The 25055-nt window shown below is 70.4% G+C and carries 17 protein-coding genes, 1 tRNA gene and 1 pseudogene; 16 read left to right on the top strand and 3 right to left on the bottom strand.

Annotation, left to right across the window (positions count from 1 at the left end):
- Positions 1-72 precede the first annotated feature (72 nt).
- From SMIR_RS16440 to SMIR_RS16430, 3 genes are all read left to right on the top strand, one after another.
- Positions 73-279, top strand: a complete 207-nt coding sequence (locus SMIR_RS16440) for a DUF4244 domain-containing protein (RefSeq protein WP_101399637.1) — start codon at positions 73-75, stop codon at positions 277-279.
- Between the two features lie 109 nt (positions 280-388).
- Positions 389-721, top strand: coding sequence for a TadE family type IV pilus minor pilin (locus SMIR_RS16435; protein ID WP_248003054.1), 333 nt, complete (start codon positions 389-391; stop codon positions 719-721).
- Entirely contained in the window at positions 718-1164 is a 447-nt protein-coding gene (locus tag SMIR_RS16430; RefSeq protein ID WP_168494154.1) for an Rv3654c family TadE-like protein, read from the top strand. The genes SMIR_RS16435 and SMIR_RS16430 overlap by 4 nt, the downstream gene beginning before the upstream one ends.
- Here SMIR_RS16430 and sftH read toward each other — a convergent pair.
- Entirely contained in the window at positions 1130-3583 is a 2454-nt protein-coding gene (sftH, locus tag SMIR_RS16425) for a DNA 3'-5' helicase SftH (RefSeq protein ID WP_168494156.1), read from the bottom strand. The genes SMIR_RS16430 and sftH overlap by 35 nt on opposite strands.
- Before the next feature lie 80 nt (positions 3584-3663).
- Between sftH and bldG the strand changes: the two genes are divergently transcribed.
- From bldG to SMIR_RS16365, 12 genes are all read left to right on the top strand, one after another.
- Positions 3664-4005, top strand: coding sequence for an anti-sigma factor antagonist BldG (gene bldG / locus SMIR_RS16420; protein WP_010986038.1), 342 nt, complete (start codon positions 3664-3666; stop codon positions 4003-4005).
- A gap of 116 nt (positions 4006-4121) precedes the next feature.
- Positions 4122-4556, top strand: a complete 435-nt coding sequence (locus SMIR_RS16415; RefSeq protein WP_168494159.1) for an ATP-binding protein — start codon at positions 4122-4124, stop codon at positions 4554-4556.
- A gap of 299 nt (positions 4557-4855) precedes the next feature.
- The gene (locus tag SMIR_RS16410; protein WP_168494161.1) at positions 4856-7261 is read left to right on the top strand and encodes a sodium-translocating pyrophosphatase; all 2406 of its coding nucleotides are present in this window, start codon (positions 4856-4858) and stop codon (positions 7259-7261) included.
- A gap of 212 nt (positions 7262-7473) precedes the next feature.
- On the top strand, positions 7474-8058 hold the full coding sequence (locus SMIR_RS16405; RefSeq protein WP_067373825.1) for a small secreted protein: 585 nt from the start codon (positions 7474-7476) through the stop codon (positions 8056-8058).
- A 246-nt stretch (positions 8059-8304) separates the two neighbouring features.
- A complete protein-coding gene (locus SMIR_RS16400) occupies positions 8305-9834 on the top strand; it encodes a DUF7059 domain-containing protein (protein WP_422664436.1) in 1530 nt (509 codons plus the stop codon).
- 156 nt (positions 9835-9990) lie between these two features.
- A complete protein-coding gene (locus SMIR_RS16395; protein ID WP_168494165.1) occupies positions 9991-12249 on the top strand; it encodes a serine/threonine-protein kinase in 2259 nt (752 codons plus the stop codon).
- Between the two features lie 108 nt (positions 12250-12357).
- Entirely contained in the window at positions 12358-12555 is a 198-nt protein-coding gene (locus SMIR_RS16390) for a hypothetical protein (protein WP_168494167.1), read from the top strand.
- Positions 12556-12791: 236 nt separating this feature from the next.
- Positions 12792-15605 (top strand): type I DNA topoisomerase, encoded by a 2814-nt coding sequence (topA, locus tag SMIR_RS16385; RefSeq protein ID WP_212727159.1) that lies wholly within the window; start codon positions 12792-12794, stop codon positions 15603-15605.
- 140 nt (positions 15606-15745) lie between these two features.
- Positions 15746-19081 carry a dTMP kinase gene (gene tmk, locus SMIR_RS16380; RefSeq protein ID WP_212727158.1) on the top strand — a complete coding sequence of 1112 codons (3336 nt, stop codon included), beginning with the start codon at positions 15746-15748 and terminating at the stop codon, positions 19079-19081.
- 174 nt (positions 19082-19255) lie between these two features.
- A complete protein-coding gene (locus SMIR_RS16375; RefSeq protein ID WP_168494173.1) occupies positions 19256-20461 on the top strand; it encodes a DNA polymerase III subunit delta' in 1206 nt (401 codons plus the stop codon).
- Positions 20462-20768: 307 nt separating this feature from the next.
- Positions 20769-22328, top strand: coding sequence for an alpha/beta hydrolase (locus SMIR_RS16370; protein ID WP_212727157.1), 1560 nt, complete (start codon positions 20769-20771; stop codon positions 22326-22328).
- Between the two features lie 107 nt (positions 22329-22435).
- Positions 22436-22509, top strand: a tRNA-Thr gene (locus SMIR_RS16365).
- A gap of 51 nt (positions 22510-22560) precedes the next feature.
- Here SMIR_RS16365 and SMIR_RS43495 read toward each other — a convergent pair.
- Positions 22561-22798: pseudogene (locus SMIR_RS43495) on the bottom strand (tyrosine-type recombinase/integrase); the annotation flags it as partial.
- Positions 22799-22848: 50 nt separating this feature from the next.
- On the opposite strand from SMIR_RS43495, the gene SMIR_RS16360 reads away from it, so the two are divergent.
- Positions 22849-23712 (top strand): HsdM family class I SAM-dependent methyltransferase, encoded by an 864-nt coding sequence (locus SMIR_RS16360; protein WP_249938434.1) that lies wholly within the window; start codon positions 22849-22851, stop codon positions 23710-23712.
- Between the two features lie 81 nt (positions 23713-23793).
- Here the strand turns inward: SMIR_RS16360 and SMIR_RS16355 are convergent, their stop codons facing one another.
- Positions 23794-25038 (bottom strand): IS110 family RNA-guided transposase, encoded by a 1245-nt coding sequence (locus SMIR_RS16355; protein WP_168489727.1) that lies wholly within the window; start codon positions 25036-25038, stop codon positions 23794-23796.
- Positions 25039-25055: the final 17 nt, after the last annotated feature.

The raw sequence follows: 25055 nt of genomic DNA, 5'->3' as shown, positions 1-25055 counted from the left end.
GGCTTGGGCTGAGCAACGGACGATCAGCTGAACGACGGACGATCAACAGGTTCGAACCTTACGGGGGTTGAGATGTGCAAGACGGTGGGCGTACGGATGCGGGCGTGGCTGCTGGGTCTGGTGGTGCGCAGGGACGCGGGAATGGTCACCTCCGAGTACGCGGTGGGTGTCCTCGCGGCGGTGGCTTTCGCTGCGGTGCTCTACAAGGTGGTGACGAGTGGCCAGGTCGGCGCGGAATTGCAGGACATCGTGGGGCGGGCGCTCAATGCCCCGATGTGACCGCGGGACGGCGGGCTGGGGCCGGGACCGGAGCCAGACCTGGCACCGAAGTTGGGACCGGAGCCGGAGCCGGAGCCGGAGCCGGAGCCGGGACCGGGACCGGGGTTTTGTGACTGCCGAGGCCGCCGTGGTGCTGCCCTCTCTGGTGCTCGTCGGAATGGCGCTGGTCTGGGCCCTGCTCGCCGCGTCGGCGCAGATCCAGTGCGTGGACGCGGCCAGGGCGGGCGCCCGGGCGGCGGCCCGCCAGGACCCGCCGGACACGGTGGTGGCGACGACCCGCCGCGCGGCACCGCGCGGCGCCAGGGTCACGGTGACCCGGGAGGGCGACCTCGTCCGGGTCACGGTCAAGGCAAGCGCGCCGGGACCGGACGGACTGTCGCTGGAGCTGAGCGACGAGGCCGTGGCACTGGCGGAGGAGACGGTGGGGGTGGTGAGGGGATGAGGGTCTGGAGCCGCGGTCACGTCGCGCGGACGGCCGCTGGGAGCAGACGGCACACCTACCGGACCCGTTGCTCGGACAGAGGATCGGCCACCGTCTGGACCGTCGGGGCGATCGCCGTGCTGTGTGTCGTGTTCGGGGCCGTCCTGGCCATGGGACAGGCGGTCGTGGTCCGGCACCGCGCGGCGGGGGCGGCCGACCTGGCCGCGCTCGCCGCGGCGGACCACTGGTCGGACGGCGACACCGCGGCCTGCGCCCAGGCGGACCGGGTGGCGCGGGCCCAGCGGGCCCGGCTGGTGCGGTGCGCCGTGGAGGGCGAGGTCTCGGACGTCACGGCCGCGTCGGGCGCCGGACCCTTCGACGTGGAGGTCAGGTCCAGAGCCGGTCCCGCGAGACCACAGGAGCCGGGGCCTAGCCCTCCGGCGCCCCCCGCAGCAGCTCCGTGAGCAGCCGCACAGCGCCCCGTTTGTGCAGCGGCTCGTTCCCGTTGCCGCACTTGGGGGACTGGATGCAGGACGGGCAGCCGGCCTCGCACTCGCAGGATGCGATGGCCTGCCAGGTGGCGGTGAGCCAGGCGCGGGCGGTGTGGAAGGCGCGCTCCGCGAAGCCCGCGCCGCCCGGGTGGCCGTCGTAGACGAAGACCGTGGGCAGGAGCGTGTCCGGGTGCAGCGGGATGGACACGCCGCCGATGTCCCACCGGTCGCAGGTGGCGAACAGCGGGAGCATGCCGATCGACGCGTGCTCGGCGGCGTGCAGGGCGCCGCCGAGGATCTCCGGGCTGATCCGGGCCGCGTCCAGCTGGTCCTCGGTGACCGTCCACCACACCGCGCGCGTGCGGAGCGTACGAGGAGGGAGGTCGAGTTTCGACTCGCCCAGCACTTCACCGGTGATGACACGACGACGCAGGAAGGAGACCACCTGGTTGGTGACTTCGACGGAGCCGTAGCACAACCGGCCTTCGCCCCAGGGGACTTCGGTGTCCGTCTCCAGGACGGAGATGGACGTCGTGTCGCGGGCGACCGTTGAATACGGCGGGTTGGCCTCCTCCACCAGGGCGACGGAGTCCTCCAGGTCCAGGTGCTTCACCAGGTACGTACGGCCCTGGTGGAGGTGGACCGCGCCCTCGTGGACCGTGGTGTGCGCGGAGCCCGCGTCGACCGTGCCGAGCAGGCGCCCGGTCCCGGCCTCGACGATCTGTACCGGACTGCCGCCCTCGCCGCGGATGTCGGTCAGGTCGGCGGCGCGCTCCCGACGGGTCCAGTGCCACGCCGTCGTCCGCCGGCGCAGCAGCTTCGCGGCCTCCAGCTGTGGCAGCAGATCCGCGGCGGCCGGGCCGAAGAGCTCCAGATCCTCTTCGGTGAGGGGGATCTCGGAGGCGGCGGCGCACAGGTGCGGAGCGAGGACGTACGGGTTGTCGGGGTCGAGGACGGTGGATTCCACCGGCTGGTCGAACAGGGCCTCAGGGTGGTGCACGAGGAACGTGTCCAGCGGGTCGTCGCGGGCGACGAGGACGGCGAGTGCGCCCTGCCCCGAGCGGCCGGCGCGGCCCGCCTGCTGCCACAGGGAGGCCCGGGTGCCCGGGTAGCCGGCGATGACGACGGCGTCCAGGCCGGAGACGTCGACGCCGAGTTCGAGGGCGGTGGTGGCGGCGAGGCCGAGGAGTTCGCCGGAGTGCAGGGCGCGCTCCAGAGCGCGACGTTCCTCGGGGAGGTAGCCGCCGCGGTAGGCGGCCACGCGCCGGGCCAGTGAGCGGTCGATCTCGGCGAGACGCTCCTGGGCGATCACCGCGATCAGCTCGGCGCCGCGGCGGGACCGTACGAAGGCGACGGAGCGCACGCCCTGGAGGGTCAGATCGGTGAGGAGGTCGGCCGTCTCGGCGGTGGCGGTACGCCGAACGGGTGCTCCCTTCTCGCCGTGCAGCTCGGTGAGCGGGGGCTCCCAGAGGGCGAACACGAGTTCGCCGCGAGGGGAGGCGTCGTCGGCGATCTCGACGACCGGGAGGCCGGTCAGCCGACGGGCGGCGACCGAGGGCTCCGCGGCGGTCGCGGAGGCCAGCAGGAAGACCGGGGAGGAGCCGTAGCGGGCGCACAGACGGCGCAGCCTGCGCAGTACCTGGGCCACGTGGGAGCCGAAGACGCCGCGGTACGTGTGGACCTCGTCGATGACGACGTACTTCAGGGCGCGGAGGAAGGAGGACCAGCGGGGGTGGGAGGGCAATATCCCGCGGTGCAGCATGTCGGGGTTGGTCAGGACGTAGTTGGCGTACTGCCGTACCCACTCGCGTTCCTCGAACGGAGTATCGCCGTCGTACACGGCTGGGCGAACCGCATTGCCCAAAGGTTGTGAAAGTTCCTTCACCGACCGGCGCTGATCGGCTGCAAGGGCCTTTGTGGGGGCCAGATAGAGCGCGGTGGCCCCCCGGCCGTTCGGAGCCTCGGAGCCGTCCAGGAGGGCCGTCAGGACCGGTGTGAGGTACGCCAGGGACTTTCCCGAGGCGGTGCCGGTGGCGACGATCACGGAGTCGCCGTCCAGGGCGTGCTCGGCGGCCAGTGCCTGGTGGGCCCACGGGTGCTCGATGCCCGCGGCCTGCACCGCGGCGATGACCTCCGGACGGATCCGGTCGGGCCACACTGCATGGCGACCCGCCCGCGGGGGCAAGTGCTCCGTATGAGTGATGCGCGAAGCCCGGCTCGGCCCCGAGGCGAGCCGGTCAAGGACCGTGCCCGGATCGGGGCGGGAAGCGGTGTCCGTCGAGGGTCGATCGGATCGGTGATTCTTGGCCATCGGCACCGAGTGTGTCACTGGCGTGACGGACAATGGGGCCAAGGCGTCGTGCACGCCTGCCGGTAAGTGATTGAATGCCATCGCGGCTGGCGAACCGTCCCGGGGGCTCTGCCGAGGTGTCCCTTGGGATGACCGCTCGATAGCAAGGTGCTGGAGGATCCGTGGACCTGTCCCTGTCGACCCGTACCGTCGGCGATCGTACGGTCGTCGAGGTCGGTGGCGAAATCGATGTATATACCGCGCCCAAGCTGCGCGAGCAGCTGGTCGAGCTGGTGAACGACGGCAATTTTCACCTTGTCGTCGACATGGAGGGCGTGGACTTCCTCGACTCCACCGGGCTCGGCGTGCTGGTGGGCGGCCTGAAGCGTGTGCGTGCCCATGAGGGCTCGCTGCGACTGGTCTGCAACCAGGAGCGCATTCTGAAGATCTTCCGCATCACCGGTCTCACCAAGGTGTTCCCCATCCACACCTCGGTCGAGGAAGCGGTAGCGGCCACCGACTGACCCCGTACCCGGGCCTCACGAGTGATGTGGCGTCCGAGACGGTAGAAGCAATGGACGGGGGACCGGGCCTCGGCGGCCCGGCCCCCTGACAGCACGCCCGTAGTTGAGGGGGATGCATGGCCACCGTTGAACTCCGCTTCAGCGCGCTGCCCGAGCACGTCAGGACCGCCCGACTGGTGGCGGCGGCGGTGGCGCGCAGGGCCGGAGTGGACGAGGCCGTCCTCGACGAGGTCAGACTCGCCGTCGGCGAGGCCTGTACTCGTGCCGTCGGACTGCACCAGAGCAACGGCATCTCGGCGCCGGTGCAGGTGAAGCTGATCGAGGAGGAGAAGCAGTTCTCCATCGAGGTCGGCGACGAGGCGCCGCGTTCGGCGCCCGGTGAGACGGCGCCCGGTGCCTCGGGTGATCCGGACATGGATGCCGAGGAGGACGAGATGGGCCTCGCGGTCATCAGTGGCCTCGTCGACGATGTCGAAGTCATCGCCGGCGAGCACGGTGGACTGATCAAGATGAGCTGGCCGACCACGCCGCCGGCCGCGCTCGTTCCCTGATCGCACCCCCGCAACACACTCGAAGGGCCCTGCTGAGCAGGGCCCTTTTTGTATGCCCGCTTCCGGCCGGGGTCCGGCCCGGCCTTTTCGTGAATTCATTCACGATCAATCACGCGATTATTGGATCAAGCGTCAACGCTTTTAGGGCGTTACTTCTTTTGGGTTCCATGGATGCCCGTCGATCATTTGCTGATGGGCATGTGAAGGCGAATTCCGCTTACCGGGCACTGTTTTGATCAGGTTCCGGTACCTACAATCCGTCCACATCTTGAGCTCAGCACAGGCGTCAAGGAGGACGAATGGCGGGGCTTTCTACCCCTCATCAGTTTGACCATCCCACAACCTTCGCATCCGCAGTACTGACCAATGACAATCGCTTGATCGTGATGGTCATCGGTGCCGTGGCCCTGGCGGCCCTGGCGGTCGCCGGGGTGCTGGTACGGCAAGTGCTCGCGGCAGGCGAGGGCACCGACAGCATGAAGAAGATCGCGACGGCCATCCAGGAAGGCGCGAACGCCTACCTGGGACGGCAGATGCGCACGCTCGGTGTATTCGCCGTCGTGGTGTTCTTCCTGCTCATGCTGCTGCCCGCGGACGACTGGAATCAGCGCGCCGGACGATCGATCTTCTTCTTGATCGGCGCGGCGTTCTCGGCGACCACCGGTTATATCGGTATGTGGCTCGCCGTACGCAGCAACGTCCGCGTGGCCGCCGCGGCAAGGGAAGCGACTCCGGCCGAGGGTGAACCCGAAAAGGATCTCACCGCCGTCTCGCACAAAGCCATGAAGATCGCTTTTCGTACCGGCGGCGTCGTCGGCATGTTCACGGTGGGGCTCGGTCTGCTGGGCGCCTCCTGTGTGGTGCTGGTGTACGCGGCCGACGCGCCGAAGGTCCTGGAGGGCTTTGGTCTCGGCGCGGCGCTGATCGCCATGTTCATGCGTGTCGGCGGCGGCATCTTCACCAAGGCCGCCGACGTCGGCGCCGACCTGGTCGGCAAGGTCGAGCAGGGCATTCCGGAGGACGATCCGCGCAATGCCGCGACCATCGCTGACAACGTGGGCGACAACGTCGGCGACTGCGCCGGCATGGCCGCGGACCTCTTCGAGTCGTACGCCGTCACGCTCGTCGCCGCGCTGATCCTCGGCAAGGCGGCGTTCGGCGACGCCGGGCTCGCCTTCCCGCTGATCGTGCCCGCGATCGGCGTCCTCACCGCGATGGTCGGCATCTTCGCGGTGGCACCCCGGCGCTCCGACCGCAGCGGCATGTCCGCGATCAACCGCGGCTTCTTCATCTCCGCGGTGATCTCGTTGGTGCTGGTGGCGGCGGCCGTCTTCGTCTACCTGCCGGGGAAGTACGCCGACCTCGACGGCGTCACGGACGCGGCGATCAGGGCCAAGGACGGCGACCCGCGGATCCTCGCGGTCGTCGCGGTGGCCATCGGCATCGTGCTCGCCGCCCTCATTCAGCAGCTGACCGGCTACTTCACCGAGACCACCCGTCGTCCCGTACGGGACATCGGCAAGAGCTCGCTCACCGGCGCGGCCACCGTCGTCCTGGCCGGTATCTCCATCGGTCTGGAATCGGCCGTCTACACCGCCCTGCTGATCGGCCTCGGTGTCTACGGGGCCTTCCTGCTCGGCGGTACGTCGATCATCCTGGCGCTGTTCGCGGTGGCGCTCGCCGGAACCGGTCTGCTCACCACGGTCGGCGTCATCGTCGCCATGGACACCTTCGGTCCGGTCTCCGACAACGCGCAGGGCATCGCCGAGATGTCCGGCGACGTGGCGGGCGCGGGTGCCCAGGTGCTCACCGACCTGGACGCCGTGGGCAACACCACCAAGGCCATCACCAAGGGCATCGCCATCGCCACGGCCGTCCTCGCGGCCTCGGCGCTCTTCGGCTCGTACCGGGACGCGATCCTCACGGCCGCGAACGACGTGGGCGAGAAGGTCTCCGGGCCCGGCGCGCCGCTGAACCTGATGATGGACATCTCGCAGCCCAACAACCTGGTGGGCCTGATCGCGGGCGCGGCGGTCGTCTTCCTGTTCTCGGGGTTGGCGATCAACGCTGTCTCACGGTCCGCGGGGGCCGTGGTCTACGAGGTGCGGCGGCAGTTCCGCGAGCACCCCGGGATCATGGACTACACCGAGAAGCCGGAGTACGGGCGGGTCGTCGACATCTGCACCAAGGACGCCCTGCGGGAGTTGGCCACTCCGGGTCTGCTCGCCGTCCTGGCGCCCATCGCCATCGGCTTCACGCTCGGCGTCGGCGCGCTCGGTTCGTATCTGGCGGGCGCGATCGGCACCGGCACGCTGATGGCGGTCTTCCTCGCCAACTCCGGAGGTGCGTGGGACAACGCGAAGAAACTCGTCGAGGACGGCCACCACGGCGGCAAGGGCAGCGAGGCCCATGCCGCCACGGTGATCGGCGACACCGTCGGCGACCCCTTCAAGGACACCGCGGGCCCCGCGATCAACCCGCTCCTCAAGGTGATGAACCTGGTGGCGCTGCTGATCGCACCCGCGGTCGTGAAGTTCTCGTACGGCGACGACAAGAACCTCGGTATGCGCATCCTGATCGCGGTGCTCTCGATCCTCGTGATCGTGGGCGCGGTGTATATCTCCAAGCGGCGCGGGATCGCCGTGGGTGACGAAGACAACGCGGAACGAGTGTCCAAGTCTCACGACGCCGCGGTGGTTTCGTAGCGTTCGGGTCTTTGGGCAGGTCCCCACGGGCGGGCGGCACGCAGCGACGTGCCGCCCGCCCGTCGTTGGTGTGTGTTCACACCTGTGTCGTGAGCCTTCTCTCGCGTGGAGCAAATGGCTGCAATAGAGAATAAATCGGAAATTTGCCATGGAGGTGACACCCATGCGGCGTGTAAGTTCCGGGGCCGAGAGCCACGGAAGGGACCAATCCGGTGAACAAGAAGCTCACGGCCGCACTGTCCGGCGGTGCGGTACTGGTGCTGGCGCTGTCGGCATGCAGCAGCGGTAGTAGTAGCAAGGACGACAAGCTGGACCCCTGGGCCAAGCAGGTCTGTGACGCGGTGCAGCCGCAGGTCCAGAAGATCGCGGCCGCCAACACCGCGATCCAGAAGGAGACCACGGACCAGAGCGCACCGGCGGACGTGCAGAAGGCCGACTCCAAGGGCTTCCAGGACATCTCCGACGCCTACAAGGCGATGGCGGCCGCCATCGAGAAGGCCGGCCCGCCGGACGTGGACAGCGGCAAGACCAAGCAGGAGAACGCGGTCAAGGAGCTCAACGCCCTCTCCGCCTCCTACGCCGATCTGGGGAAGCAGTCCGACGCGCTGAACACGAAGGACCAGGCGAAGTTCGCGGACGGTCTCGACGGTGTCGCCAAGCAGCTGGAGAAGCTCAGCAAGACCGGGACCGACGCCCTGAAGGAGCTCGAAGCGGGCGACGTCGGCAAGGCGATGGCCAAGCAGGTGAGCTGCAAGTCCGCCTCCGCGTCCGCCTCGCCGGCGACCACCCAGGGCTGACCCCCGGAGAACGACCGCGGAGCGACCCCAGAGCGGGATCCGCCCCGTCACCCGGAAAGAGCCCGGTACGCGCGCGTACCGGGCCCGTGGCGCATGCCCTACGGCTCTCGGCGCAAGCCCACGACTCCCGACGTCGCATGGCCCGCGGCTCCCGGCGCAAGCCCCCACGACTCCTCGTGCGGGCTTGTCCACATCGGCACGGGCTCTGTCCACAGGTGTGCGTCCCTTTCGGCGGGAACGGACACAATGGGGGACGTGAGTCACACCAGCCTGTCACCGTTGCCCTCGTCCGACCGCGTCGACGTCGCCGCTCGGCTGCGGGACGCCCTGCTCGGCGCCTCCTTCACCGCCGACGGCCTGCTCGACCTGCTCGGCGCCCCCGCGTACGCGGCGCTGGCGCGCAGCGAGACCGTGCCCGCGCTCCGGGCGACCCGCGGGGACGCACCGCTGGAGACGCTCGTACGACTGTTCCTGCTCCAGCAGCCCGTGCCGCACGCGCGCGTGGCGGACGTGCTGCCGGTGGAGGACTGCCTGGCGAGCGGCTGGCTGACCCGGGCGGGCGCGGACGAGATCGCCGCGACCGTGGACATCCGGCCGTACGGCGGGCCCGGCGGCGAGGACTGGTTCATCGTGTCCGACCTGGGGTGTGCCGTCGGCGGCGCGGGCGGCATCGGCAGCCGCGAGGAGGGCGTCGTCCTCGGTGTGGGCGGCGCGTCCACGACCCTGGCCGGCATCACCGTCCGTACGCCCGTCTCCTCCGCGCTCGACCTCGGCACCGGCTCCGGGATCCAGGCCCTGCACGCCGCGCAGCACGCCACGCGCGTGACCGCGACCGACCTCAACCCGCGCGCTCTGCACATCACCGCGCTCACTCTGGCGATCTCCGGTGCCCCGGCGGCCGATCTGCGTGAGGGCTCCCTCTTCGAACCGATCGCGGACGACGAGACGTACGACCTGATCGTCTCGAACCCGCCCTTCGTGATCTCGCCCGGCGCCCGGCTCACCTACCGCGACGGCGGGATGGGCGGGGACGATCTGTGCCGCACGCTCGTTCAGCAGGCGGGAGACCGGCTCAGCGACGGGGGGTACGCGCAGTTCCTGGCCAACTGGCAGCACGTGGAGGGCGAGGAGTGGCAGGACCGGCTGCGCTCCTGGGTGCCGCGCGGCTGTGACGCCTGGATCGTGCAGCGCGAGGTGCAGGACGTCACGCAGTACGCGGAGTTGTGGCTGCGCGACGCGGGCGACCACCGCGACGACCCCGCCGAGTACCAGGCGCGGTACGACGCCTGGCTGGACGAGTTCGAGGCCCGCAAGGTCAAGGCCGTCGGCTTCGGATGGATCACGCTGCGCAGAACGGCGGCCGCCGAGCCGTCCATCACGGTCGAGGAGTGGCCGCACTCCATCGAGCAGCCGCTCGGCGAGACCGTGCGCGCGCACTTCGACCGCGTCGACTACCTGCGGGCGAGCGACGACGCGGCCCTGCTCGCCGGGCACTTCAGGCTCGTGGCCGAGGTCGTCCAGGAGCAGGTCGGGCTGCCCGGCGCCGAGGACCCGGAGCACGTGGTGCTGCGCCAGCACCGCGGGATGCGTCGGGCCACCAAGGTGGACACGGTCGGCGCGGGCTTCGCGGGCGTGTGCGACGGCACGCTGAGCGCCGGGCGGATCCTGGACGCCATCGCCCAATTGGTCGGCGAGGACCCGGTGTTGCTGCGTGACCGGACGCCCGCGCAGATCCGGCTGCTGGTGGAGCAGGGGTTCCTCGAGCCCGCGGAGTGAAGGGCTGAGTCGCATGTGCCTGTTCTGACGGGATTGGGCAACATTGATCAGGATTAGTCGGTAAAAGGGCTCCTGTCAGTGGTGCGTGCGAAGCTACCTTCAAGAGACAAGCTCCATGCGTCCTCGGGGGAGGCGCGCTGTCTCGGGGGAGGCGCCATGGCGGGGGAGACGCCGGATCAGGGCGAGAGCAGGATCATCGGCGGCCGGTACCGGCTGCTGCGGACGCTCGGCGCGGGCGGCATGGGCAGGGTGTGGCTCGCGTACGACGCGGAGTTGGCCTGCGAGGTCTCCATGAAGGAGATCACGCTGCCGGACGTGCCGATGGGTGCGGCGGAGCATGGGCAGCGCGTCGCCCGGGCGCGCAGTGAGGCCCGGCACGCGGCGCGGCTGCGCGGGCATCCCCATGTGGCCACCGTGCACGACGTGGTGGTGCACGAGGGACTGCCATGGATCGTCATGGAGTACGTGCCGGACGCGGTCGATCTGCAGGCGGTCGTAAGGCAGTCGGGACCGCTGCCGCCCGCCCGGGCCGCCCGGATCGGGCTGGCCGTCCTCGACGCGCTCTCCGCGGGGCATCGGATCGGGATCCTCCACAGGGATGTGAAACCAGCCAACATCCTTCTGGCGCCCGACTCTTCGGGCGATCCCTACGCGCGCGTACTGCTCACCGACTACGGGATCGCGCTCCAGCCCGAGTCCCGCGAGCCCCGGCTCACCGCCACCGCCGGCATCCTCGGCACGCCCGGCTATCTCGCCCCCGAGCGCGCCCGCGGCGAGCCGCCCACCCCGGCCGCGGACCTCTTCTCCCTCGGCGCCACGTTGTACGCCGCCGTCGAGGGCCGCGGCCCCTTCGACCGGCCGGGTCAGTTCGCGACCTTGACGGCCCTGCTCGGTGAGGAGCCCACCCCGCCCGTCCGCGCCGGTGAACTGACCTCCGTGCTGCACGGACTGCTCGTCAAGGACCCATTGCGGCGGTCGTCGCCGGAGGCGGTCGCGCGGGGGCTTGAGCGGGTGGTGCAGGCGGCGGCGGGTGGGGTGTTCGGGCCACCGTCGGGGTATCCCGCGGGGCTACCGTCGGGGTACGTCGCGGGGGCGTCGCCCGGGTATGCCGACGGGGCACCGCCCGGGTTCCTCGCCGGGGCGCCACCCGGGTATGTCACGGGCTCGCCTCCGGGAACCCCGCAGCACCCGGGTGCCCCGCAGATCCCCGGCGTTCCGCAGACTCCAGGCGTCCCGCAGATCCCCGGTGTCTCGCAGACTGCAGGCGTCCCGCAGACCTCAGGCGCGCCGCCGACCCCGCACAACCCGAAGACCCCCAGCACCCCGCACAACCCCAACACCCCGCACACTCCACCCGGCGGCCCGGCCACCCCCGGTGGCCCGCTCGGACCGGCCTGCGGTGCCCCGCCGCCGTACGGCCCTTGGCGCCCGTCCACTCCCAGTGGCGCGTACGAGTGGAATCCGTACGCCGGGACCGGCGCGCCCACCCAATCCACGGTCGGCCCGCCCCGACCGCCCGCGCGCCGCAAGAGGCCCCTGCTCCCCGTCGTCGCCCTCGTCGTGGGCGTCCTCCTGGTGGTCGTCGGCGGCACCTGGGCCGCCGTCTCACTCACCGGTGGCGAGGGGGGCACGAAGGGTACGACCGCGAAGAAGCGCCCCACAGGGAGTCCGCCGTCGGGACCGACGGGGCTGGTGTATCCGTACGGCGAACAGGTGGGCCTCACCAAGCCGTTGCAGGCCGGGGACTGTGTGAAGGCGGTCTGGTCGGGGCCCACCTTCAAGTCGGCGCTCAACCTGGGCGTCGTGAACTGCGCCAAGGACTGGCCGGACGGCCAGGTCGTGGCCGTCGACACGGCCGACGACTACGCCGACGCCCTCGCCCATGGCGCGCAGCGCTGCACCAGCCAGAGCACGGCGACGGCCGACGCCCTGCCCGACGCGGGTGTCTACGCCGTCGTACCGACGAAGGACGGGTTCGGCGCGGCCAAGGGCGGAACGGCATGTCTCGTGCTCGGACGGCATGTCGCGATAGGCGGCGAGGTGGGGCGGTTCCGGGACGCGGGCGTGAATCTGTGGCCCACTCAGATGGGCGCCGGGGACTGCTGGAACTACGCGGAGAAGGACAAGAGCTTCGATGCTCACCTGGCGGACTGCGGCGAGCCGCATACCGACCAGGTGATCGGCACCGCGCAGGCCGCGGCGGGCATGGACTACAAGAAGGCCCTCGCCCAGGGAGGCAAGCTCTGTACCAACAAGTTCGCGTCGAGTTGGGCGCCCGACACGGAGCACACCGTCTCCGGTTGGCTGGCCAGTGAGGAGGAGTGGAATCAAGGTTTCAGCAAAGTCGTGTGCACCGTGAGACGGGTCGACGGCACGCGGACGAGCGAGCGGATATCCGGCCCCGCCACGGTCTGAGCGGTCCATGGTGCGCCGTCTTCCCGGTGTTCACCGCAGGTTCGCACGTCGGCTTCCGGGGAGTGGCAGCCTCCCCACCCTGGGGCTCCGGAGTGGAAGGACATATCAATGGAAAGCGGACCAGCGATCTTCGTGGGGACGGTGTTCGCCCTGTTCGGAGGCGGGCTGCTGGTCTGGATCGCGGTGCGGGTGCGACACGGCGAGCCCGTCGCCGTCGGTGTGAACCGCGTCGCATCGGCGACGCTCGCCGGCGTCGCCGGAGCGGGTGCGCTGGCACTGGGGATGTGGTGTTTTACGCGCGCGTGAGAGGTGGGTCTCCGGTAACTGAGAGGTCACGCTCCGGATAGGCCCGAAAGGGCTGCTGGACACTCCGGGCGGCAGGAATGGCGGTAGTCGGGTTACCGTTCGAGTGGCCGTTGCGGGCTTTTCCCGTTTGACACGGGGGCGGGATGTACCGTCACACTCCGCAGCGTCAGCATGACCCGACCCCCGGGACCAAGGACTGGGGAGACCCCCTGCGTCGACCGGAGAGAAGAGCGAAGTTGTCCCCGACCAGCGACACCGCACACGGCGGCCGCCGACTCGTCATCGTCGAGTCGCCTGCCAAGGCGAAGACGATCAAGGGCTATCTCGGCCCCGGCTATGTCGTCGAAGCGAGCGTCGGGCACATCCGCGACCTCCCCAACGGTGCCGCGGAGGTGCCCGAGGAGTACACCGGCGAGGTGCGCCGCCTCGGCGTGGACGTCGAGCACGACTTCCAGCCCATCTATGTGGTCAACGCCGACAAGAAGGCCCAGGTCAAGAAGCTCAAGGACCTGCTGCGCGACTCCGACGAGCTCTACCTCGCCACCGATGAGGACCGCGAGGGCGAGGCCATCGCGTGGCACCTCCAGGAAGTGCTCAAGCCCAAGGTCCCGGTCAAGCGGATGGTCTTCCACGAGATCACCAAGGCCGCGATCCAGGCCGCCGTCGCCAACCCGCGCGAGCTCAACCAGAAGCTCGTCGACGCCCAGGAGACCCGCCGCATCCTCGACCGCCTCTATGGCTACGAGGTCTCGCCGGTCCTGTGGAAGAAGGTCATGCCGCGGCTGTCGGCGGGCCGTGTGCAGTCCGTAGCGACCCGGCTCGTCGTCGAGCGGGAGCGCGAGCGCATCGCCTTCCGCTCCGCCGAGTACTGGGACCTGACCGGCACCTTCCTCACCGGCCGCGCCGGTGACGCCAGCGACCCGTCCAACCTGGTCGCCCGCCTCACCACGGTCGACGGCAAGCGCGTCGCCCAGGGCCGCGACTTCGACTCGCTCGGTCAGCTGAAGAGCGCGAACACGCTGCACTTGGACGAGACCAGCGCCCGTGCGCTGGCCGCCGCCCTGGAGAACACGAACTTCGCGGTCCGCTCGGTCGAGTCCAAGCCGTACCGCCGCTCGCCGTACGCGCCGTTCCGCACGACGACCCTCCAGCAGGAGGCCTCGCGCAAGCTGGGCTTCGGCGCGAAGGCCACCATGCAGGTGGCCCAGAAGCTGTACGAGAACGGCTTCATCACGTACATGCGTACGGACTCCACGACCCTCTCGGAAACGGCGATCTCCGCCGCCCGCGCCCAGGTCACGCAGCTCTACGGTGCCGACTACCTGCCGGCCCAGCCGCGGACGTACGCCGGGAAGGTCAAGAACGCGCAGGAGGCGCACGAGGCGATCCGTCCCTCGGGTGATCGTTTCCGCACCCCGGCCGAGACGGGCCTGACCGGCGACCAGTTCAAGTTGTACGAGCTGATCTGGAAGCGGACCGTCGCCTCCCAGATGAAGGACGCGGTCGGCAACTCCGTCACCGTGAAGATCGCGGGCACGGCCTCCGACGGCCGCGACGCCGAGTTCAGCGCGTCCGGCAAGACGATCACCTTCCACGGCTTCCTGAAGGCGTACGTCGAAGGCGCGGACGACCCGAACGCCGAGCTCGACGACCGTGAGCGTCGTCTCCCGCAGGTCAACGAGGGCGACCCGCTGTCCGCCGAGGAGATCACGGTCGACGGGCACGCCACCAAGCCCCCGGCCCGCTACACCGAGGCGTCGCTGGTCAAGGAGCTCGAAGAGCGCGAGATCGGCCGCCCGTCGACGTACGCGTCGATCATCGGCACGATCCTCGACCGCGGATACGTGTTCAAGAAGGGCACGGCACTCGTGCCGTCCTTCCTGTCCTTCGCCGTGGTCAACCTCCTGGAGAAGCACTTCGGGCGGCTCGTCGACTACGACTTCACGGCCAAGATGGAGGACGACCTCGACCGCATCGCGCGGGGCGAGGCGCAGGCCGTGCCGTGGCTCAAGCGGTTCTACTTCGGCGAGGGCGATGCCGCGGGCGCAGCCGAGGCCGGCAACGGCGACGGGGACCACCTGGGCGGCCTCAAGGAGCTCGTCACCGACCTGGGCGCCATCGACGCCCGCGAGGTGTCGTCCTTCCCGGTCGGCGAGGGCATCGTGCTGCGTGTGGGCCGCTACGGCCCGTACATCGAGCGCGGCGAGAAGGACTCCGAGAACCACCAGCGCGCGGACGTGCCCGAGGACCTGGCCCCGGACGAGCTGAGCATCGAGCTCGCGGAGGAGCTGCTCGCCAAGCCGAGCGGAGACTTCGAGCTCGGTACGGATCCGGAGTCGGGCCACCAGATCATCGCCAGGGACGGCCGCTACGGCCCGTACGTCACCGAGGTGCTCCCCGAGGGCACCCCGAAGACGGGCAAGAACGCCGTCAAGCCGCGTACCGCCTCACTCTTCAAGTCGATGTCGCTGGACACGGTGACGCTCGGCGACGCCCTCAAACTGATGTCCCTGCCGCGCGTCGTCGGCAAGGATGCCGAGGGCGTGGAGATCACCGCGCAGAACGGGCGCTACGGGCCGTACCTGAAGAAGGGCACGGACTCGCGCTCCCTGCAGTCCGAGGACCAGCTCTTCACCATCACCCTCGAAGAGGCGCTGGAGATCTACTCCCAGCCCAAGCAGCGCGGGCGCGCGGCCGCCAAGCCGCCGCTCAAGGAGCTGGGCGAGGACCCGGTCAGCGGGAAGCCCGTCGTGGTCAAGGACGGCCGTTTCGGGCCGTACGTGACCGACGGCGAGACCAACGCGACCCTGCGCTCCGCCGACAGCGTCGAGGAGATCACTCCGGAGCGCGGCTACGAGCTGCTGGCGGAGAAGCGCGCCAAGGCTCCCGCCAAGAAGACCGCGAAGAAGGCCGCCGCCAAGAAGACGGCGACCAAGAAGGCCCCCGCCAAGAAGACCGCCGCGAAGAAGACGACGACTTCGAAGACGGCTGCCAAGAAGGCTCCGGCCAAGAAGACCGTCGCCAAGAAGACGGCGGCTTCGGAGAACTGAGGTCCGGGCTCACGGCCGCTGTCAGGTCTCGTGGCCTCTGCCAGATTCAGATGTGGACGCCCCTACACCTTTCGGTGTGGGGGCGTCCACATGTTCGGGCACCCCTACGGGCAGTCAGTGGGGCCGGATAGGCTTGCAGGATGACGCGAGCCGAGCACCCAACGGCCCCCACTCCGGCCCCCGACGACGCCCTGGTCGCAGATTCCCGCGAGCGCGCCGTCCGCGCGTTGCTGCGCCGACCTCAGCTGAAACGGTTGTGGAGCGCCCACCTGGTGGGCGGTGTCGGCGACACCCTGGCCCTGCTCGTGCTGGTCATCCTCGTCCTTCAGGCGGCGATCGCGGAGGGTTCCTTCGGCGGTGGCTACCGCGGGGTCGCCCTGGCCGTGGCGGCCGTCTTCGGGGCACGCATTCTGGCCACGCTGCTCTTCGGAGCCGTACTCCTTGGGCCGCTCACCTCGCTGACGTCCCAGGAGGGGCCGCTCGACCGGCGCTGGACCATGGTCGGAGCCGACGGACTGCGCGCCGTGCTCATGCTCCTCGCGCCCCTGTGGATCGACTGGACCCCGGACAACGCACTCGCCGCCCTCCTCGTCCTCGCCTTCGTGACCGGCGTCGCCGAGCGCTTCTGGACGGTGTGCCGGGAGAGCGCGGCGCCCGCGCTGCTGCCCGCGCCGCCGCTGGAGGGCGCCACCGTACGCCCGCTGCCGGACCACCTGGACGCGCTGCGGCGCCTGTCACTGCGTACGGCCTTCGTGGCGGTGCCGATCGCGGCCGCCACGCTCGTCGTGGTGTCGCTCGTCAGCAACCTGCTGGGTGCCGGGATCGCCTGGTTCGACCAGCACCAGGGTGCGCTCGCCTCGTACGTCGCCGCCGGACTGTTCGCCGCCTCGCTCTCGGTGCTCACATTCCTCGAACTGCCCGACACCCGCACCCCGCGTGCGCGCTCGCCCCTGGAGGGCCTGCGCCGCCCCAAGACGGGCACGGGCGTCGACAAGGGCCGTACCGGCGCGATCCCGCTCCTGGTGCTCGCCTGCGCGGCCGTCGCCGCGGCGGTCGCGGCCGCCGTCGCCGTCTCCGTGCTGCAGGCCAAGGACCTGGGCGGCGGACCGGTCACGTACGGCCTGCTGGTGCTGGCGCTGACCGGGGCTGTCGTCATCGGCATCCGGACGGCCCCCTCCGTGCTGCCGTCGTTGTCGCGGCGCAGGCTGCTCTCGCTGGCGATCGCCTTCACCGGGATCGCGCTGCTGGCCGCCGGTCTGGTCCCGGACGTCACCACGGTGTTGCTGATCGCCGCCCTCGCGGGCGTCGGCGCGGGCGTCGCCGCGAACACCGGGCACGCGCTGCTCGACCAGGAGACCGAGGAGTACCGGCGGGCGCGTACGACGGAACACCTGCACGCGGTCGTACGGGTCTCCGTGGCGCTCGGCGCCCTGCTGGCGCCGGTGGTGGCCGCGGCGATCGGCCCACACCGCCTCGAGAACGGCAAGTTCGTGTTCGCGCACGGAGGCGCCGCCTTCACGCTGATGCTGGTGGGTGCCCTGCTGCTGCCGGTCGCCGCCCTGGTGCTCGCCAAGGTCGACGACCGCTCCGGAGTGCCGCTGCGGCACGACCTGCTGGACGCGCTGCGCGGCGGCGACGACCCGGTGCAGAATCCCACCGCGAACGGGTTCTTCATCGCCCTGGAGGGCGGCGACGGGGCCGGGAAGTCGACGCAGGCGGAAGCGCTCGCGGAGTGGATCCGCGCGAAGGGCCACGAGGTCGTGGTGACCCGCGAGCCGGGCGCCACGCCGGTCGGCAAGCGGCTGCGGTCGATCCTGCTGGACGTGTCGTCGGCGGGCCTGTCGCACCGCGCGGAGGCACTGCTGTACGCCGCCGACCGCGCCGAGCACGTGGACACGGTGGTGCGGCCCGCGCTGGAGCGGGGCGCCGTCGTCATCTCCGACCGCTACATCGACTCGTCGGTGGCCTACCAGGGAGCCGGCCGGGACCTGTCCCCGACCGAGATCGCCCGCATCAACCGATGGGCGACCAACGGACTGGTGCCGCATCTGACGGTGCTCCTCGACGTCTCCCCGGAGGCGGCGCGTGAGCGCTTCACGGAGGCGCCCGACCGGCTGGAGTCGGAGCCGGTCGAGTTCCACACGCGCGTGCGGTCCGGTTTCCTGACGCTGGCCGCCGCCGACCCGGGCCGGTACCTGGTCGTCGACGCCGCCCAGGAGCCCGAGGCGGTCACCACCGTCGTCCGGCACCGGCTCGACGTGATGCTGCCCCTCTCCGAGGCCGAGGTGAAGGCCCAGGAGGAGGCACGCAAGGCGGCCGAGGAGGAGGCCCGGCGCAAGGCCGAGGAAGAGGCCGCCCGCAAGGCCGAGGAAGAGCGACTGGAGCGCGAGCGCCAGGAACAGCTCGCCCGGCTGCGTGCGGAGGAAGAGGAGCGCAAGCAGCGCGAGCTGGAGGAGGCTCAGCGGCGCGAGGCCGAGCGCCAGGCGGAGGAGGCCCGACAGCGCGCCGAGGAGGCCCGCCGCCGGGCCGAGGAGGAGCGGGCGCGGCTGCTGGCCGAGGAGCAGGCCCAGGCCGCCGAGCAGGACCGGCTGCGCAGGCTGGCCGAGGAGCAGGCACGGCTGCGGGCCGAGGCCGAGGAGCGCCGTCTGGAGAAGCAGCGCAAGGCCGAGGAGGCGCTGCTGCGGGCCGAGGAGGCGCGACGGGCCGCGACGGAGACGGCGGCAGCGGCAGCGGCGGCGGCCGCGGCCACGGCGGCTTCGACGTCCGCTTCTGCTTCTGCTTCGGCTGCGGCTTCTGCTTCAGCTCCTGCGTCGGCTTCTCCTTCCGCTTCGGCACCTGTGGGTTCTGGCGAGTCGACGGCCGCGGGTCCCGTGGCCGACAACGAGACGACGGTTCCCACGCCGGTCGTGACGCCACCGAGCACCTCGGGCGGCTCGGTGGACGAGACGACGGTGCTGCGGCCCGTGCGCTCCGGAGAGAGCCGCGAGGGTTCCCGTTCCGACTCGGAGGAGACGGCCAAGCTGCCGAAGCCGCCCGTGCCCGAGGAAGCGGCCGAGAAGACGGCCGTGCTCCCGCCGGTGGTTCCGGGGGCCGCGGACGAGACGACCGTGCTGCCGCCGGTGGTTCCGGGCGCGGCCGACGAGACGGCGGTGCTTCCTCCGGTACGCGACGGGGGCGCGGGTGCCGCCCCGGACGCCGGTGCGGATGCCGGTGCGGGTGATCCCGCGGACCGAGTGCCTCCGGGGTTCTTCCGGGACGAGCGGCCCGAGCCCCGGCCCGAGAGGGCCGGTGACCGTACGCGCGAGCTGCCCCAGGTCAATGCCGAGGGCGCACCGCGCCGCCGCCCCCGTTCCGACTGGGCGGAGGAAACCCCGCTCGACGATCTCCCGACCCTGGCGGACGAACTGCTGGGCCCGCGTGACGACGACGAGCAGGGCGACGGGAGCGAGGGACGGGGCGGTCGCCGCCGTCGCTGAGCCGCTGTCGGGAGCCGCTCTTGAGAGCGGCCGCTGAGAGCGGCGGCACCGCTGTCTGGCCGTGGTTCGAGGTTCGTGGTTCGTGGTTCGTGGAGCGGTGCCGGGGACCTGTTGTCAGTGGTGCCCCGCACAATGGACGCGGCAAGGCAAAGTGCGACGAAAGGGCGGTGCCCCGTGCCTGTATGGGACGACCTGGTGGGCCAGGACAAGGTGAGCGAGCAGCTCGCCGCCGCCGCTCGTGACGCCGACGCCCTCGTTTCGGCGGTCGCCGCGGACACCCCGCTCCCCGAGGCGTCCAAGATGACGCACGCCTGGCTGTTCACCGGCCCGCCCGGCTCCGGGCGTTCCACCGCGGCGCGGGCCTTCGCGGCGGCGCTCCAGTGCGTGAGCCCCGACCGCGCGCTGGGCGGAGTCCCCGGCTGCGGCTTCTGCGACGGCTGCCACACCAGCCTGATCGGGACGCACGCCGATGTGCAGATCGTCCGCACCGACCTCCTCTCCATCGGTGTGAAGGAGACCCGCGACCTGGTCCGCCGCGCCCAGATGTCCCCGGCGACCGGCCGCTGGCAGGTCATCGTCCTGGAGGACGCGGACCGCCTCACGGAGGGCGCGGGCAACGTCCTTCTGAAGGCCGTCGAGGAACCGGCCCCCCGTACGGTCTGGCTGCTCTGCGCGCCCTCCATCGAGGACGTCCTGCCCACCATCCGCTCCCGCTGCCGCCTGCTCACCCTGCGCACCCCGCCGGTGGACGCGGTAGCCGACATCCTCGTCCGCCGTGATGGCATCGAGCTCGCTGTCGCGGCGGCCGCCGCCCGCGCGACACAGGGGCACATCGGGCGCGCCCGCCGTCTCGCCACGGACCAGCGTGCCCGTGAGCGCCGGGCCGCCGTCCTCAAGCTCCCGCTTCGGGTCGACGACATCGGCGGCTGTCTCAAGGCGGCCCAGGAGCTGATCGACACGGCCTCGGAGGACGCCAAGCAGCTCGCCGAGGAAGTTGACGTCAAGGAGACCGAAGACCTGAAGACGGCCCTCGGCGCGTCGCAGGGCGGCCGTATGCCGCGTGGCACCGCGGGCGTCATGAAGGAGCTGGAGGACCGGCAGAAGCGCCGGAGAACGCGTACGCAGCGCGACAGCCTGGACCTGGCCCTCATCGACCTCACCGGCTTCTACCGCGACGTCCTCGCCCTCCAGCTCGGCTCCCGGGTGGCCCTCGCCAACACGGAGGCCGAGGATGTACTCGAGCGCCTCGCCCGTGGCAGCTCGCCGGAGGCGACCCTTCGCCGGATCGACGCGATCGCCGCGTGCCGCGAGGCACTGGACCGCAATGTGGCCCCGCTGCTGGCGGTGGAGGCGATGACGATGGCGCTGCGGGCGGGCTGAGCCGAGAGTCTCGGCGGCACGCTCGAGCCGAGGAACTGGAGCCGACAGCGACCAGCCGAGAGCTAACAGCCGACAGCCGGGCCGGGCCGTGGCGAGGGGCCGGAGTGAGGAGCTGAGGCGAGGTGTGGGGACCAGGAGTTGAGTCGCCGTGTTGACGGAATCACTCGTACGAGGCACATCCGCGACTGTTGGTGATCATTGCATCGCTCAGGGTTACGCTCGCGAGATGTACTCCAGGTACTTCAGGCGCACCCCCCGGCCGCCCCGGTCCCGTCGGCCGAACCGACCCCGCGGTGCGATCCGCGCGATGCGTACCGTCCGTGCGGGCGGCGTGCTGCTCGCCGCCACCGCGCTGCTCGTCTCTGCCTGCTCCACGGGGAGTTCGACCAGGACGGCCACGACGTCGGCGGACGCGGTGCTGGCCGCACTGCCCCGCGCCACACCCTCCACGCTGTCGTCGTACTACAACCAGAAGCTGGCCTGGCGCAGCTGCGGCGCCTCCGGCTTCGAGTGCGCCACGATGAAGGCGCCTCTCGACTACGCGAAACCGGCCTCGGGCGACGTCAAGCTGGCCGTGGCCCGCAAGAAGGCGACAGGTCCCGGCAAGCGCATCGGCTCGCTGCTGGTCAACCCGGGCGGCCCGGGCGGCTCGGCGGTGGGCTACCTCCAGTCGTACGCGGGGATCGGCTACCCGGCTGAGGTCCGTGCCCGCTACGACATGGTCGCGGTCGACCCGCGCGGGGTGGCTCGCAGCGAGCCCGTCGAGTGCCTCACCGGCCATCAGATGGACACGTACACGGAGACGGACGTCACCCCCGACGACAAGAAGGAGACGGGTGAACTGGTCGACGCGTACAAGAAGTTCGCCGAGGGCTGCGGCCGGCGCTCGCCGAACCTGCTGCGGCACGTGTCCACGGTCGAAGCGGCCCGGGACATGGACATCCTGCGCGCGGTCCTGGGCGACCAGAAGCTGAACTACGTGGGGGCGTCGTACGGGACGTTCCTCGGGGCGACGTACGCGGGCCTGTTCCCGGACCGGGTGGGCCGCATGGTCCTGGACGGCGCGATGGACCCGTCCCTGTCCGCACGCAAACTCAACCAGGACCAGACGGCGGGCTTCGAGACGGCGTTCCAGTCCTTCGCGAAGGACTGCGTGCGCCACAGCGACTGCCCGCTGGGTGGTCCGGGCACGAGCCCGGACCAGGTCGGCAAGAACCTCAGCGCCTTCTTCAAGAAGCTCGACGCGAAGCCGATCCCGACCGGCGACGCGGGCGGCCGAAAGCTCGGCGAGGCGCTCGCGACGACGGGCGTGATCGCGGCGATGTACGACCAGGCGGCGTGGCCGCAGCTGCGCGAGGCGCTCACCGCGGCGATGAAGGACAAGGACGGCGCGGGCCTGCTCGCCCTCTCCGACAGCTATTACGAGCGCGACGCCGACGGCAAGTACGCGAACCTGATGTTCGCCAACGCGGCCGTGAACTGCCTCGACCTCCCGGCCGCCTTCTCCACACCCGACCAGGTGGAGAAGGGTCTTCCCGTCTTCGAGAAGGCGTCCCCCGTCTTCGGTGACGGCCTGGCCTGGGCCTCCCTCAACTGCGCGTACTGGCCCGTGAAGCCCACCGGCGAGCCGCACCGCATCGAGGCGAAGGGCGCGGGCCCGATCCTCGTGGTCGGCACCACCCGGGACCCGGCCACCCCCTACGCCTGGGCCAAGTCCCTCGCCTCCCAGCTCTCCTCCGGAGTCCTCCTCACCTACGTCGGCGACGGCCACACCGCGTACGGCCGCGGCAGCGTCTGCATCGACTCCACGATCGACCGCTACCTCCTCCAGGGCACCCCTCCCGCGAAGGGAAAGCGCTGCTCATAGCCCTCCCACACGCCCCGGAGCCGGCCCTCCCGGGGCGTGTACGGAGCACCCCCGGAAACTGTGTAGACTTACCGACGTTGCTGATCGCACCATAGTGCGGACAGCGCGCCGCCTTAGCTCAGATGGCCAGAGCAACGCACTCGTAATGCGTAGGTCTCGGGTTCGAATCCCGAAGGCGGCTCTGTGGAAGCCCCAGGATTCTCACTCGCCGTGACCTGGGGCTTTTGCTTTTTCGGACGCGATGACGGCGCCGTGCACGTGCCGCCTTGCCGCCCGTGGTCTCGATTGTGGTCTCCATCGCGGGTTCACGCTGCGGCACGAAGACGTTTCCCACGCGGCCGGCGCACCGCGTCCTTCGATAGGCGAGATCTTCCCTTCACGTACCGGCGGGTCCGACTGATCTGGGTGTGCCGAAGGATCTCCATGATCGTCGGCATGTCCACGCCCGGCTCATTCAGGATGGTGCCCGCGGGCATGACCGGAGTGCAGCGGCAAGCAGTTTGCTGTCCATGGACTCGGTTTGTCCGAGGTCGTGGAGCTACGGCATCGGTTCATGGAGTGGCAACGTGAGCTGCGGCGGATCGAAGGGAAACGGGGCGGGGAGTTCCGCACGCCGAGGAGCGTGGCAAGGAACCTGGTCGAGATCCTGGAGCCGCGCGAAGGACGGGTGTACGACCCGCGCTGTGGTGCGGGTGGACTGCTGGTCCAGGCCCGTTGGTTCGTAGAGGCACACGGGGGGCGGGAACACGCCCAAGGGCCCCAGGTATACGGACAGGAGGTCAATCAGCGCACCTGGCAGCTGGCGAAGATGAATCTGGATCTCCACGGGACGGCCTCGATCGGTATCGGCCGTCGGTGGGCCGACACTTTCGCCGAGGACCGATTGCCCGGGCTCAAGGCGGACTTCGTGGTGGCGGTCCCGCCCTTCAACATCGGCGATTGGGCGCGCGACAAGTTCGATCCGTGTGGGCGGTACGGGGTCCCACCGGCGAAGAACGCCAACTTCGCCTGGCTGCAGCACGCCGCTTCCAAGCTGAACGACCATGGCAGTGCCAGTGTGGTACTGGCGAACAGCTCCCTGTCGTCAAGGCAGTTGGGGGAGGACCGGATTCGTGCCTCCATGGTGGAGGACGATCTGGTCGTCTGCATGATCGCGCTGCCCGACCGCCTCTTTCGGAGTACTTCGATTCCCACATGTGTCTGGTTCCTGGCGACGGACACGTCGTCACAGGGCGTACGAGGTCCGGCCGACCGTCGTGGAGAAGTGCTGTTCATCGATGCTCGCGCCATGGGGGAAATGGTCGGCCGCGCGGAACGCGTGGGGACGTCCCAAGGCCCTGACCTGGGGAAACGAAAAACCGCAGGTCAGGAATCTGACGCGTAAATAGATCCTGGTCACGATGGGTGTGGGCAGGGCTGAGTGCCCGGTGGTCGCGGTGGGCCGCCGGGTGTCTGGGGCTGCCGGTCAGGCGGGGTTCTCCCTCGGGTTGAGGGTGACGGTGTAGCCGAGCTGGTTGAGCTGGTTGACCGCGCGGCGGGTGGCGCGTTCGGGGTCGCGTTGGGTGAAGTAGGTGCCGCCGAGTTCCTGGTAGGGCACGTTGTCGGTGAGCATGTGCCAGAGCGCGGTGATGATCGAGTGCTCGACGGCGACCAGCGCCCTGAGGGGGCCGCGCCGGGCGGTCAGGCGCTTGTAACGGGCCTGCAGATAGGTGTCTTTGGTTCTGACCGCGCCGAACGCGGCGAGGCCGAGGGCGCCCTTCAGGTAGGGGTTGCCGGGCCGGACTTTGGTGCTTTTGGTGCGGCCGGCGGACTCGTGGTGGCCGGGGCAGACCCCGGCCCAGGACGCGAGGTGTTTGGCGGTGGCGAAGCGGTTCATGTCGCCGCCGGTCTCCGCGATGATCACTTCGGCGACGGCCCGGTTGATCCCGGGGATGGTGTCGAGCAGGTCGAGGGCGCCACGAAAGGGTGCCATCGCCTCCTCGATGCGTCCGGTGAGCTGGTCGATCATCGTGGTGAGCTGGTCGTAGTGGTCCAGATGCAGGCGGGCCAGGAACGCGTGGTGTTCGCGGAAGCGTCCGGTCAGGGCCTCGGTGAGTTCGGGGATTTTGTTGCGGAGCTTGCGTTTTGCCAGGTCCGCGAGGACCTGCGGGTCGCCTTCGCCGCGGATGAGGGCTTCGAGCATGGCCCGGCCGGAGACGCCCATGATGTCGGAGGCGACCGCGGAGAGTTTGATGCCGGTGTCCTCCAGCAGCTTTTCCAGCCGCTGGACCACGCGGCTGCGTTCACGGGTGGCGGTGGTCCGGGCGCGGGTGAGGTCCCGTAGTTCGCGGACCGGCTCGGGCGGCACGAAGGAGGGCCTCACCAGGCCGTGGGCGCCGAGCTGGGCGAGCCACGCCGCGTCCGAGACGTCCGTCTTGCGGCCGGGCAGGTTCTTGACCTGCCGCGCGTTGACGAGGATCACGTTCAACTCGCAGGCCAGCACGTAGTAGAACGGCTTCCAGTAGTCCGAGGTCGCCTCGATCACCACCAGCGTCACCCGTGCGGCGAGCAGATGATCCCGCAGGGCGAGGACCGCGTTCGTCGTCGATCCCCACGTCGTGGTCTCGGTCGTGAAGGACCCCCGCCGCTTCGTACTCGGGGTGCGGACGCACGCCTTGACGTCTTTCTTGCTGATGTCGAGGCCCACGCAGCGTTCGTGCAGCACGTCCATGGCCTTGCTCCCTCCCT

Source organism: Streptomyces mirabilis, assembly GCF_018310535.1.
GTDB lineage: Bacteria > Actinomycetota > Actinomycetes > Streptomycetales > Streptomycetaceae > Streptomyces.
This window is presented reverse-complemented; position numbering and strand designations above follow the sequence as displayed.

What these genes read in the sequence shown, in the direction of transcription:
- SMIR_RS16440 (WP_101399637.1), top strand. Translation starts at nt 73, where the DNA reads ATGTGCAAGACGGTGGGCGTACGGATGCGGGCGTGGCTGCTGGGTCTG.
- SMIR_RS16430 (WP_168494154.1), top strand. Translation starts at nt 718, where the DNA reads ATGAGGGTCTGGAGCCGCGGTCACGTCGCGCGGACGGCCGCTGGGAGC.
- sftH (WP_168494156.1), bottom strand. Translation starts at nt 3,583, where the DNA reads ATGGCATTCAATCACTTACCGGCAGGCGTGCACGACGCCTTGGCCCCA.
- SMIR_RS16415 (WP_168494159.1), top strand. Translation starts at nt 4,122, where the DNA reads ATGGCCACCGTTGAACTCCGCTTCAGCGCGCTGCCCGAGCACGTCAGG.
- SMIR_RS16410 (WP_168494161.1), top strand. Translation starts at nt 4,856, where the DNA reads ATGGCGGGGCTTTCTACCCCTCATCAGTTTGACCATCCCACAACCTTC.
- SMIR_RS16400 (WP_422664436.1), top strand. Translation starts at nt 8,305, where the DNA reads ATGGGGGACGTGAGTCACACCAGCCTGTCACCGTTGCCCTCGTCCGAC.
- SMIR_RS16395 (WP_168494165.1), top strand. Translation starts at nt 9,991, where the DNA reads ATGGCGGGGGAGACGCCGGATCAGGGCGAGAGCAGGATCATCGGCGGC.
- SMIR_RS16390 (WP_168494167.1), top strand. Translation starts at nt 12,358, where the DNA reads ATGGAAAGCGGACCAGCGATCTTCGTGGGGACGGTGTTCGCCCTGTTC.
- tmk (WP_212727158.1), top strand. Translation starts at nt 15,746, where the DNA reads ATGACGCGAGCCGAGCACCCAACGGCCCCCACTCCGGCCCCCGACGAC.
- SMIR_RS16370 (WP_212727157.1), top strand. Translation starts at nt 20,769, where the DNA reads ATGCGTACCGTCCGTGCGGGCGGCGTGCTGCTCGCCGCCACCGCGCTG.
- SMIR_RS16355 (WP_168489727.1), bottom strand. Translation starts at nt 25,038, where the DNA reads ATGGACGTGCTGCACGAACGCTGCGTGGGCCTCGACATCAGCAAGAAA.